The 11,296-nt window shown below is 32.7% G+C and carries 12 protein-coding genes and 3 pseudogenes; 6 read left to right on the forward strand and 9 right to left on the reverse strand.

Annotated elements, in window-relative coordinates; all coding sequences use genetic code 11:
• Positions 1-88: 88 nt before the first annotated feature.
• On the reverse strand, positions 89-751 hold the full coding sequence (locus tag BWZ41_RS00005) for a JAB domain-containing protein (RefSeq protein ID WP_143688996.1): 663 nt from the start codon (positions 749-751) through the stop codon (positions 89-91).
• A 169-nt stretch (positions 752-920) separates the two neighbouring features.
• A pseudogene (locus tag BWZ41_RS07715) lies at positions 921-1,040 on the reverse strand (WO male-killing family protein Wmk); the annotation flags it as partial.
• Between the two features lie 479 nt (positions 1,041-1,519).
• Here BWZ41_RS07715 and BWZ41_RS00020 point away from each other — a divergent pair.
• The 5 genes from BWZ41_RS00020 (at position 1,520) to BWZ41_RS00040 (ending at position 3,962) form a co-directional block, all read left to right on the forward strand.
• Positions 1,520-1,858 (forward strand): phage tail protein, encoded by a 339-nt coding sequence (locus BWZ41_RS00020; protein ID WP_241653824.1) that lies wholly within the window; start codon positions 1,520-1,522, stop codon positions 1,856-1,858.
• On the forward strand, positions 1,855-2,064 hold the full coding sequence (locus BWZ41_RS00025; protein WP_406833161.1) for a tail protein X: 210 nt from the start codon (positions 1,855-1,857) through the stop codon (positions 2,062-2,064). Before BWZ41_RS00020 ends, BWZ41_RS00025 begins: the two co-directional genes overlap by 4 nt.
• Complete coding sequence (locus BWZ41_RS00030; RefSeq protein ID WP_143688999.1) at positions 2,061-3,026, forward strand: phage late control D family protein; 966 nt, start codon at positions 2,061-2,063, stop codon at positions 3,024-3,026. The genes BWZ41_RS00025 and BWZ41_RS00030 overlap by 4 nt, the downstream gene beginning before the upstream one ends.
• Before the next feature lie 46 nt (positions 3,027-3,072).
• Positions 3,073-3,606: an ankyrin repeat domain-containing protein gene (locus BWZ41_RS00035; protein WP_143689677.1), complete on the forward strand. Its 534-nt coding sequence runs from the start codon at positions 3,073-3,075 to the stop codon at positions 3,604-3,606.
• Positions 3,607-3,746: 140 nt separating this feature from the next.
• Positions 3,747-3,962, forward strand: a complete 216-nt coding sequence (locus BWZ41_RS00040) for a hypothetical protein (protein WP_143689000.1) — start codon at positions 3,747-3,749, stop codon at positions 3,960-3,962.
• Here the strand turns inward: BWZ41_RS00040 and BWZ41_RS00045 are convergent, their stop codons facing one another.
• Positions 3,963-4,484 (reverse strand): phospholipase D family nuclease, encoded by a 522-nt coding sequence (locus BWZ41_RS00045; RefSeq protein WP_177429441.1) that lies wholly within the window; start codon positions 4,482-4,484, stop codon positions 3,963-3,965. It lies immediately after the preceding gene.
• Between BWZ41_RS00045 and BWZ41_RS00050 the strand changes: the two genes are divergently transcribed.
• Complete coding sequence (locus tag BWZ41_RS00050; protein ID WP_143689001.1) at positions 4,483-5,391, forward strand: patatin-like phospholipase family protein; 909 nt, start codon at positions 4,483-4,485, stop codon at positions 5,389-5,391. The two genes, BWZ41_RS00045 and BWZ41_RS00050, sit on opposite strands and share 2 nt — an antisense overlap.
• Before the next feature lie 37 nt (positions 5,392-5,428).
• Here the strand turns inward: BWZ41_RS00050 and wmk (BWZ41_RS00055) are convergent, their stop codons facing one another.
• From wmk (BWZ41_RS00055) to BWZ41_RS08320, 6 genes and pseudogenes are all read right to left on the reverse strand, one after another.
• Entirely contained in the window at positions 5,429-6,334 is a 906-nt protein-coding gene (gene wmk, locus BWZ41_RS00055; protein ID WP_143689002.1) for a WO male-killing family protein Wmk, read from the reverse strand.
• Between the two features lie 32 nt (positions 6,335-6,366).
• Positions 6,367-7,290 carry a WO male-killing family protein Wmk gene (gene wmk / locus BWZ41_RS00060; protein ID WP_143689003.1) on the reverse strand — a complete coding sequence of 308 codons (924 nt, stop codon included), beginning with the start codon at positions 7,288-7,290 and terminating at the stop codon, positions 6,367-6,369.
• 96 nt (positions 7,291-7,386) lie between these two features.
• The gene (locus BWZ41_RS00065) at positions 7,387-8,586 is read right to left on the reverse strand and encodes a hypothetical protein (RefSeq protein ID WP_143689004.1); all 1,200 of its coding nucleotides are present in this window, start codon (positions 8,584-8,586) and stop codon (positions 7,387-7,389) included.
• 103 nt (positions 8,587-8,689) lie between these two features.
• Positions 8,690-9,352: a JAB domain-containing protein gene (locus BWZ41_RS00070; protein WP_143688996.1), complete on the reverse strand. Its 663-nt coding sequence runs from the start codon at positions 9,350-9,352 to the stop codon at positions 8,690-8,692.
• Positions 9,353-9,521: 169 nt separating this feature from the next.
• Positions 9,522-10,215, reverse strand: a pseudogene (wmk, locus tag BWZ41_RS00075) (WO male-killing family protein Wmk); the annotation flags it as partial.
• Positions 10,216-10,296: 81 nt separating this feature from the next.
• Positions 10,297-11,235, reverse strand: a pseudogene (locus BWZ41_RS08320) (hypothetical protein); the annotation flags it as partial.
• Between the last annotated feature and the right edge of the window lie 61 nt (positions 11,236-11,296).

Consider the following 11,296-nt stretch of genomic DNA (forward strand, 5'->3'; position numbering starts at 1 on the left):
AAAAATACTTTTTAAGTATACAAACCTTAGTTTATACACTCTATTACTCATTATAAATTATAGTGAGTAGATTTGCAAATACTTTCTGCTATAACAATCCGTTTTCTCGAAAGCTAAAATAGCCTGCACTTGTGATAATAATGTGATCAAACAATCTAACACTTACAGTACTACATGCTGCTGCTAAGCTCTTCGTTACTGCTTGATCTTCTTCTGATGGTTCTAAACTCCCTCCAGGATGGTTATGTGACATTATTACTAATGTTGCATTTTTTATTAATGCTTTTTTTATAATTTCCTTTATGTATACTGGTGCTTTTTCCATTTCACCAATATAGGATTCTTCTCCGATTAATTGACGCCTTTTATTCAAATACAGTATTTTTATACATTCCCTTTCTGAGTGGCCTATACTTACGTTTAAGTACTCTACTAGCCTTTGTAAGTCCATTATTGGCTCACTTTTGAGCTTTTCTCTTAGTACCCTTTCTAGTGTTTCCTTAACACACATAATCATTGCTACTGCAGAATCAGTTACTCCTTCTATAACTTTCAGGTCATCCATTTCTCGGCCTAAAATCCTTCCTACTCCTGCATAAGTATTCACCAGATTTTTAGCAATTTCTTGAGCTTGTGGCCTTTCATGTGCTGCACTTAGAAACGTTTCCATTATTTCACGATCAAGTAGTGCTTTGCCTTTGCTTTCTAATATTCTGAATTCTATTTCTTCTTTATTCTTATTATTATTCATATAATTTACCTTTCACTAACAACAAACTTTTTTTAGATATTTACTGCTGTTTTTTATCAGCATTGGCATAGAGCCATAGCTTTCGAGTGAAGTCAAATCAATTTTTAAATCTTTTTTACTTATTTTTTCATCAAGAAGTAAAGATGTTAATAGATACTGATTTTTTTACTTAAATTTGTTGAATTTCGTCTAAAGAGATGCCTATCGTTTGCAAAATAATATTAATAGAAATTCCAGTTTTAACCAGACCCTTTGCAATTTTGATTCTTTCTGCTTCTCTAATTTTCTCNAAGACTTTTTCTCTAGCTTGTGGAAATCACTCATTGAACCTATAGGAAAAGCTTTTTCATGGATGGGAAATACAGTTAGTAGCATATTTGCTGAGAATAGCCCGATTAGAAAATTTGAAAATAATGGAAATGTTGTTAATAGGCTTTCTAAAAATAGCATTTTCAGTAACGGAAACCCATTGACAAGTAATAGTGCTATTAAACAATTTTCAGAAAATAGTAAAGGCAATTTTGAGAGTTTTAAAGTTAAAGGTGTTATAGAAGAAAAAAGAGCTATAGAACAAGAAGAAGTTGAGAAAGCATTCAAGAAAAGTAGATGTGAAAATAGCGAATCGAAAGTATATAACCAAGCATTCTATCAAACGTTTAATATCAACATTAAATCTGAAGATGTGCGCAGTGTTGCTGATGCAGTAATAGAACGATTTAGAGAACAAGCACGTGGGGCACTTTTTGATATAGTTGAAGAGTTACATTGATGTTGCTTGGAAAATGTAAGCTTGAACCAATAAGCCTAAGATACAGTAAAGAAAAAAGGTGGTATACAATTGAATGTATTGAAAAAACGTTGCTACAAAACATTGGCTCAGGAATTGAATGTATTGATCTGACAGGAGTGATTTATCCACGTTATCAGAGTAATGGCTTAGAACAGCTAAAAAATATACGCGATACTCAAGTTCTAGTTGATAATTCAGGAAATGTACTTGGGAATTTTGTCATTACTAATGTAGAAGAAAAACAGATATTATTTTTTCCTGATGGAACACCAAGAAAAATTGAGTTTATTTTGAAGTTAAAAAGTTACAGCAAGTGATTTATTATTACACTAAAGAAAACGAAATGTTAGATGAAATTTGCTGGAAACATTATGGATACAGTAGTGGAGCAGTGGAGGAAGTATTGCTTGAAAATCCAGGCCTTGCGGAACATGGAAGTTTTTTGCCCGCTGGATTAAGAATTAAGCTTCCTAAAATTCAAAAAATACCGAAAGAATCTGTTATAAACATTTTAGATGAATGACACCAGATTTTGATATAGTAGCAAAAAATAACCCAGTAACAGAGGTTTTAAAAAAGAGTTTAATATCACTACGTGTCACTGATGGATCAGGTACTACAAGTGACGAAGCTGAGATATTTATTAATTATAGCTCTAGCGCTTTAGAACTTAAGGGTAATTTACAGGTTTTTCTAGGATATAAAGAAACAGGTTTATTACCTATGGGGGTATATAAGGCAAATCAAATTACAATACAAAGTCCACCACAAACTTTAAGAATAAAATGTGACGCTGCAAGTTTAAGAGGATCATTAAAGGAAAGAAAATCAAAAGAATGGAAAGACATTACCTTGGGAGATTTGATTAAAGAAATAGCACAAGAACATGGGTATGAAGGTAAAGTTGCTGAAAGATTTAAAAATATATTTATACCACATACCATTCAAGCAGATGAAAGCGACATGAGTTTTTTGGAAGGATTAGGCAAAAAATATGATGCACTAGTAAAACCAGCAGGAGGATATATAATTTTTATTCCGAAGGGAGAAGCAAGATCAGCGACTGGAAAGATGTTAGGTACAACAGTATTAACACCTAAAGATATTATAAATTGGGAGGTAAATTTTAATGTGCGTAACAAATATGGATCTGTTATTGCAAAATGGCACAGTTATGAGAAGGGAGAAACTATAGAAGAGAAAGTGGGAAATGAGGGTCCAAGTTATACCCTGCAAACGCTTTACTCTACCGCAGAATCAGCAATTAGTGCAGCAGCAGCTAAGTTAAAACAACTAAAACGTAGTACATCAAATTTAAATGTAACTGTTCCTGGTAATCCACAATTATTTGCAGAAGCTAAGATCAGTCTTTCAGGATTTTGTCAGGAAATTGAAGGTGAATGGGTAATTAGCAAGGCAGAACATATTCTGAATAATAGAGGATATCAAACTATAGTAGAGGCAGCAGTGAGCAAAGCTGTTTAAGTGAAACTTAAGCAAATGATTATTTAATTCTAAAAAAATGTTAGACATGAACAAAATAAGTAAGAACATAAAGAATAAGATAAATTTTCTATGGCTGATGATAACAGTTATATGTGTTGTCGTTACATGTTGTTATACAAAGAGTAAAGCTGTGAGTAATTATAAAACAGTACTACAAATTGCTTCTGAAAATTGTAATTTAGAGGTTGTAAAATTTTTGGTAGAAAATTTATTAGATGTTAATGTGCAGGTTCCTAAATTAACAGCATTACATTATGCTTCAGAGGTAGATTGTTTAGAAGTCGTGAAGTTTCTAGTACAAAAAGGAGCTGATGTAAGTGCTTCTGACGGATACGAGCGATGGACACCGCTGCATTATGCTGCAGATCAAGGACGTTTGGAAATTGTTAAATTTTTATTAGATAAAGGAGCAGATCCTAGTGCTGTAGCTAAAGATGGAAGAACACCTAGAAGCATGGCTGTAATATCAGAAGAACGTAATAAAGATAAAAACAAGCAATACAGAGAAGTAATAAAACTACTTTCCAATGCAGAAGGCTCGCTCAAAAATAGCAAATAATATCAAAGATATATTGGAGTCATAAGGATCTGCAGAAGAGCAATACGAATTCAAATAGTGACTACCACAGCAAAATATAGAAACTGAACATATTTCTTCTTTTATCAGTAATTTCAATTATTTTATAACCAGTAAAAAATATGCTAAACAAAAAAATCCCAATCACAGTAATAGTAACGATGGTAATACAGACCATAGCAACAATTTGGTGGCTTGCTAAGCTTGATTTACGGGTGCACATGCATGATAAATTTATAGAACAGAATAATGGATTGACTGTTACGGTATATCGTCTGGAGGAAAGAGTAAAAAACCTCTCTGAAGAGTTAGATGAGCTTAAAGCTGATTTTAAGTAATTATTCTTCTATTTTCGGTATATAAGGATCAGATTGAGATTGACGATCCTTCCAATTTTCAACGTATTGCTCAACTAGTGTAGGATCTCCCGTTATAATTAGTAGATTCTCAGCGTTTCTTTTCTGCGCAGCGTCAGAAAAATTGAAAGATCCAGTTATGATTTTTTGATTATCAATGATCATAATTTTGCTATGTGAAATTGCAGGTTTATAGTCTATATATATTGGTATTCTTTGATGAAACAGCTCATTGATAACGCTATACTTTGAGCTCACTTGCGATTCGTCGAGAATAACCTTAATATCAACACCACGTTTTTTTGCTCTAATTAAAGATTGTGCAATAGGCTTTGAGGTAAATTGGTATGCCTGAACCAACACGGATTTTTTAGCATGATCCACAGAATCAATTATTAGATTGGTGCAATTTTCTCTAGGAGTGAAACATACAGTAGTACTTGGACAAGAAACACAACCTGATAAAAGCAAACAAGTTAAAAAAATCAATAAATATCTAAACATGGCCAAATATATTCTTTCAGTCGACGGTGGAGGCATAAGAGGTATTATACCTGCTATTGTTCTAGCTGAAATAGAGTATAGAACAAAAAAGCCAATCTCTCAAATGTTTGACTTAATGGTCGGAACTTCTACAGGTGGTATTATCGTTGCCGGGTTATGTAATAAACAATACTCTGCTCTCGACTTAGTTGATCTCTATCAGAAAGACGGGCCACATATCTTTAAGTCTTCATTTTTTAGAAGATCAATATTTTCCTGGCTAAATTGTGCACAGTATTCATGCAAAAATATTGAATGCGTTCTGAATAGATATTTTGGTGATTCTACTCTTGCAGATGCAACAAATAATTTAATGCTTACAAGCTACGATATTAAGAACAATTATCCCTTCTTCTTTAAAAGCTGGAGAGAAGATAGAAATTTTATCAAATTGAAAGATGCATTACGATCTACAACTGCATCACCTACTTACTTTGCACCTAAATATCTTAAGGTCAACCAAAAGGAAATGGTATTAGTGGATGGAGGGGTGTTTGCCAATAATCCAGCGGCTTGCGCATATGCAAGTGGTAAGAGGTTATTTCCAAATGATGATATTCTACTATTATCGATAGGTACTGGAAGAACAGATAGAAGCATAGAGTATGCCAATTCAAAGAGATTTGGAAAAATAGGCTGGATAAAACCACTATTACATGTGATGTTTGCTTCAAGTTTAGATGCAGTAAACTACCAACTTGATCAAGTTATAGCTGATAAATATATACGCATACAATCGCAATTAAAAATAGCATCATCTGACATGGATAATATTACATCAAAAAATATCAAATCTCTTCAGCAAGAAGCAAATGCAATGATAGAGGACAACCAGAAAATGATAGAGAAATTCTGTATAGAAATATAAAATATATAACTATTTTTACTTGTATCTTAAACACAATTCAATTTTCACACTCATCAGCAGTTAGGCCACTTGCTCGCACAATAACATCACTAGCAACACCTGCCTCTGCTAGATTTTTCGCAACTTTGATTTTTTCTATTTTTTTAACTTTTTCCTTGCCATTTTTCATATCTTCAGATAGAGATTTGACTAATGATTCTTGTTCTCCGTACTCATCCATTAAACTCAATAGCTTTTTGCTTTCTCTTGTTTTAGGCAGTAGAACTTTAATATTCACTGATAATGCTCCTGCCATTTCATATAATTTATCAAATGTTATAGCAGTGTACCCTCTTTCATATTCGTGTATTTCCTTGAGCGTTAAATCAACTTTATCTGCCAAATCTTTTTGAGTATATCTTCTTATCAACCTCCATTCTCTTATTCTTTGTCCTATTCTGTAATATATAGAATCAGTGCAGATTTCTCTCTCTGTACTATCATACTCGTAAATAGATAAACCCGTTGCCTGGGAAATTATGTCAACTGAAACTCCTTCTTTAACTAGATTTTTTGCTATTTCCAACCTTGCCTCTTCTTGATTGATTTTTTCGCTAATATGAATAAACCTGACTAATGAAGGTACTATTTTGCCTAATTTTTGATTCTCGTATATTTTCGTTAGATAGAGTATTTCTTCGTCTTCATCTTTATACTCTCTTACTACTACTGATTCAGGTAGCAGATCTATAGCACTAATCGATAGTTCTTTTGCTATTGTATATAATACTTCAATTGGAATAGCGCTATAGCCACTTTCATAGCTGTTCACCTCTTGATATGTTAAACCGATTTTACTTGCTAGTTCTACTTGATTATACCCTTGCATTAACCTACTATTTCCTACTCTTTGCCCTATTCCATAACTAACATTGCTTGCAGAAACAAACACATATACCTCCATTTAAAACTTTATTGCTATAATTTTTTCATGAGCTACCCATCTAGAACTACATCAACAGGTAAACCTACCGCTTGCAAAATAATATCAATAGAAATTCCACCTTTTACTAGATCCTTTGCAACTTTAATCCTTTCTATCTCTCTCACTTTCTCCTCACAAATCCGCATCCCTTCAAACAAAGATTTTATTAATGCATTACGTAGTTCTTGGCTCTCAATTTCTTTATATTCTTTAATCAAATCAGGTAGCTCATTTTCTATTTTATCATCCGCATCTTCTGTTAGTTCAAGTAGGTCCATGATATTAATCGATAACGCTTCTGCCATTTCATATAATTTATCAAGTGGAACAGCAGTCCTTCCTTGTTCATAGTTGCTTATTTCGTCACGTGTTGTATTCATTTTCTCTCCTAAATCTTTTTGAGTATACTCTCTCACTAGTCTCCATTCTTTTATCTTCTTTCCTATTTGGCAGTATATAGAACTAACTTTTTCTTCAACACATTCATCAGCAGAGAGGCCAATTATTTGTGAAACAATATCAACAGAAATTCCTGCTTTAACCAAGCGCTTTGCTATTTCCACTTTCTCTGCTTTCCTGCTACTTTTCTCACTAACTTGAACAAATTTGGTTAGCAAACAAAACATCCTACGCAACTCCTGATCATTAATCTTTTTATATTCTCTTACTAGATCTAATATTTCCTCTTCCTCATCTTCAAGACAGCTTTTTGATACAGGAATAAGATCAGTAATACTGATTGATAGTGCCTCAGTTATAGCATACAACCTTTCGATTGAAATTCTACGGTTCCCTTTCTCATATTGCAGTATTACCCAGTAATTTACACCAATTTTCTCCGCTAAATCCTTCTGAGTATAACCTCGCTCTAACCTCCAATTTTTTACTTTTTCCCCTACTTCACAGTCTAGACTTTTTTCCACTAAAAGAACCATACATATAATATTTTCTACTATAGCTTAATTTTGTTAAGGCTCCAGATATAACGGTAAGAAAAAAACTCTGGAACCTTAAAGTTGACTGTAGACACATTAAAGTTCCCTAAAGGTTTCTTTACTACCTCCATATATTCTATTTACCCACGAAGGTGGAGAGAGTACTTCATCATTGCTAATCTCTTTTATAGCATACTTTTCACTCCATATGCCACATCTAGTGAAACCACCTTTCTCTACTGCTTCCTTAAGCTTCACTCCCCCAAAGAGGCAATTTTTTCCAATTTCTTCGCCTCTTTTTTGTAACTCAGCCCACATTTTCTTGTTTTCTACTCTGACTTGTACTTGATCATATTTTTTTACATCGTGGTACAATATAATATTTAGCTTACCAATGCTTGTAGGAAACTCTAATATAATAGAGCTTTCATCTGACATATCGATATAGTTTCTTATACCTCCCTTCTCACTTTTAACCTCAACCGCATCATTGCCAATTTTTAAAATATTACTTCCTAACTCTCTCAGTATTTTGGCTACCTCTACCTTGCTATCATCAGAAAATTCTATATATGATGTTGTATTGTCTATCTCGAAATCTATTAAGGATCCTTCTTGAACAGCACTTTCGCCAGCCTTCTCTAGTTCTTCTAGTCTCTTATCTATCTGTGGCTGAACTTCTGGCTGTAACTCATTATAGATTTCACCTATCAGTTTATTCTGCAATAAAGTATCATGAAACTCTGCACCGCTTAACATTAATTTACGTATTAGCTTTTTACGATCAGCCTTATCAAATTTATGAAAATGTGTACCTAATACTAGATATTCTGCAAAACTCCATTCCCCATCATTACATGCATTTAGCCTTACTCCAGAAGTTATTACTTTGTCTATAACTTTGTGCAATTCATTTACGTTTTTTGCCTCTACTACAGCACTTTTAAACCAGCTCAATTCTTTGCTTTCGCTTGCACTTGGCTTTATTTTTTGCAAGGCGGAGGTAAATGGATTTTTATCTTCTTGATCACTTGCAGGTTTTGTGCCATATATGTAGTCAAGTCCTTTCCCATAGTTGATTTTGTTTTCGCGAACTTCTCTACCAGGGAAAGGTGCTATTTCTTGAGACTTTTTAGCCTTATTAATTTTGCTTACAAAGGTGGACTGCTGGTTAACACGACCAATTCCTATAATAGCATTTAACATCTCACCTTCTGATAATTTATCAAGATCAACGTTTAATTGATAAGTACCTCCTTTTTTATCATCAAAAGGTACAATTATTTTATTACCCATATTATCCTCACTATTAAAAATACTTTTTAAGTATACAAACCTTAGTTTATACACTCTATTACTCATTATAAATTATAGTGAGTAGATTTGCAAATACTTTCTGCTATAACAATCCGTTTTCTCGAAAGCTAAAATAGCCTGCACTTGTGATAATAATGTGATCAAACAATCTAACACTTACAGTACTACATGCTGCTGCTAAGCTCTTCGTTACTGCTTGATCTTCTTCTGATGGTTCTAAACTCCCTCCAGGATGGTTATGTGACATTATTACTAATGTTGCATTTTTTATTAATGCTTTTTTTATAATTTCCTTTATGTATACTGGTGCTTTTTCCATTTCACCAATATAGGATTCTTCTCCGATTAATTGACGCCTTTTATTCAAATACAGTATTTTTATACATTCCCTTTCTGAGTGGCCTATACTTACGTTTAAGTACTCTACTAGCCTTTGTAAGTCCATTATTGGCTCACTTTTGAGCTTTTCTCTTAGTACCCTTTCTAGTGTTTCCTTAACACACATAATCATTGCTACTGCAGAATCAGTTACTCCTTCTATAACTTTCAGGTCATCCATTTCTCGGCCTAAAATCCTTCCTACTCCTGCATAAGTATTCACCAGATTTTTAGCAATTTCTTGAGCTTGTGGCCTTTCATGTGCTGCACTTAGAAACGTTTCCATTATTTCACGATCAAGTAGTGCTTTGCCTTTGCTTTCTAATATTCTGAATTCTATTTCTTCTTTATTCTTATTATTATTCATATAATTTACCTTTCACTAACAACAAACTTTTTTTAGATATTTACTGCTGTTTTTTATCAGCATTGGCATAGAGCCATAGCTTTCGAGTGAAGTCAAATCAATTTTTAAATCTTTTTTACTTATTTTTTCATCAAGAAGTAAAGATGTTAATAGATACTGATTTTTTTACTTAAATTTGTTGAATTTCGTCTAAAGAGATGCCTATCGTTTGCAAAATAATATTAATAGAAATTCCAGTTTTAACCAGACCCTTTGCAATTTTGATTCTTTCTGCTTCTCTAATTTTCTCTTCACAAATTTGTATGCTTTCAAACAGAGATTTTATTAGTGCATTACGTAACTCTCGGCTCTCAATTTCTTTGTATTCTTTAATCAAATCAGGTAGCTCACTTTCTACTATCTCATCTTCCTCTATGAGCAGATCTGTAATGCTAATTGATAATGTTTCTGCTATTGCATATAATTTTTCCAGTGGAATGGCCACACGTCCTTGCTCATAGTTGCTTATTTCATCACGTGTTGTATCCATTTTCTCAGCCAAATCCTTCTGAGTATATTCCCGTCCATTCTTTTATCTTTTTTCCTATTTTATAGTAGATAGAACCTGTTTTTTCTTCAACACACTCATTAGCAGAGAGGCCAATTGCTTGTGAAACAACATCAACAGAAATTCCTGCTTTAACCAGACCCTTTGCAATTTTTATTTTCTCTGCTTTTTTACTACTTTTCTCACTAACTTGAACCAATTTGGTCAGTAAACAAAACACTCTACGTAACTCCTGACCGCCAATCTTTTTATATTCTCTTACTAGATTTAATATTTCTTCTCCCTCATCTTCAAGACAGATTTTTTCATTAACAACCGCATCATACATTCCTTCTACAATACACTTATGAGTAACAAGATTAGGATCATAATATTCTGAATCTTTTTCTATAAACTCCCTGTACTCTTTAAAAAAATCATAAACACTTTTCCTTTCATCTACAGAAAACATAGATTGTCTGTTTCCTAATTTAGCATATCTATCTTTTCCATCTTTTCCTAATAAGCCTCCTCCACCTATCACAGCTGTAAATTCTTCGAATATTTTATCTCCGTCTTTTTTATACTTTTTAAATTTATCTTTTTTGCATATTTCGTTGAACCATGAAAAAAACTTACTTCTATCAATAGGCTTCTTTCCTTTTATATCTTCTGCTCGCTTTTCAAGAAACTCATGAAGAGATAAGAAATCAATTTCTTCCGGAGTAGCAATCTTGAACTCGTTAGCAGTTTCATCATAGTATTCGTATTCAAGTAATTTTTTTGATTCTTTTATAAGATTTTCGGATTTGGTAATATATAGAATTTTTCCTCCCTCAAACTTCCCTTTTATCTTCTTTAGGCTCTCCAAAGCCACTGATGTTTTTCCACTACCAGCGGCCCCATTGATAACTAAAGGTAATTCAACCCTTTCAACTATATCCTCCTGCTTTGCACTAAAAGTAATAAATTTACCGAGATAACTAACTTGTGGAACATCTTCAATCTCCAATGTATCAGGAACTTCTTCACTTGTTACTTCTATGTTTTTTATTTTCTCTCTATTTGTTAAAAATCTAGACTTATGATAATCATGATTCAGAATTACTTCTAAAATAACAAAAGCATCTTTGTTATTATGCTTTATACTTGTAAATAATAATCTGTCACTATCACTTAATTTAGCTCGAGAATATTCAATATTCCCATCACCTTTTACTAATTTTATATTCCCTTGGCTTGTACTGTTGTTCTCTTTTAAATCTTTAATTATTTCGTTGAATTTTTTTCTCAAAGGACTTTTATCATCACCTAAATCACGGTCATTAAATTTCTTATAAAACAATACAATACTCATAACTTCTCTTAATTACTTAACTATATTAAGAGTATAATAATATTATTAATATGTCAATATT

Origin of the sequence: Wolbachia endosymbiont of Nilaparvata lugens, from assembly GCF_007115045.1 — a bacterium.
In the GTDB taxonomy this organism is placed as follows: domain Bacteria; phylum Pseudomonadota; class Alphaproteobacteria; order Rickettsiales; family Anaplasmataceae; genus Wolbachia.

Bases quoted from the DNA above. Each gene is read 5' to 3' on its own strand.
- BWZ41_RS00020 (WP_241653824.1), top strand. From the start codon at position 1,520: ATGTTGCTTGGAAAATGTAAGCTTGAACCAATAAGCCTAAGATACAGT.
- BWZ41_RS00070 (WP_143688996.1), bottom strand. From the start codon at position 9,352: ATGAATAATAATAAGAATAAAGAAGAAATAGAATTCAGAATATTAGAA.
- wmk (WP_143689002.1), bottom strand. From the start codon at position 6,334: ATGGAGGTATATGTGTTTGTTTCTGCAAGCAATGTTAGTTATGGAATA.
- BWZ41_RS00030 (WP_143688999.1), top strand. From the start codon at position 2,061: ATGACACCAGATTTTGATATAGTAGCAAAAAATAACCCAGTAACAGAG.
- BWZ41_RS00050 (WP_143689001.1), top strand. From the start codon at position 4,483: ATGGCCAAATATATTCTTTCAGTCGACGGTGGAGGCATAAGAGGTATT.
- BWZ41_RS00045 (WP_177429441.1), bottom strand. From the start codon at position 4,484: ATGTTTAGATATTTATTGATTTTTTTAACTTGTTTGCTTTTATCAGGT.
- BWZ41_RS00035 (WP_143689677.1), top strand. From the start codon at position 3,073: ATGAACAAAATAAGTAAGAACATAAAGAATAAGATAAATTTTCTATGG.
- BWZ41_RS00005 (WP_143688996.1), bottom strand. From the start codon at position 751: ATGAATAATAATAAGAATAAAGAAGAAATAGAATTCAGAATATTAGAA.
- BWZ41_RS00040 (WP_143689000.1), top strand. From the start codon at position 3,747: ATGCTAAACAAAAAAATCCCAATCACAGTAATAGTAACGATGGTAATA.
- BWZ41_RS00065 (WP_143689004.1), bottom strand. From the start codon at position 8,586: ATGGGTAATAAAATAATTGTACCTTTTGATGATAAAAAAGGAGGTACT.
- wmk (WP_143689003.1), bottom strand. From the start codon at position 7,290: ATGGTTCTTTTAGTGGAAAAAAGTCTAGACTGTGAAGTAGGGGAAAAA.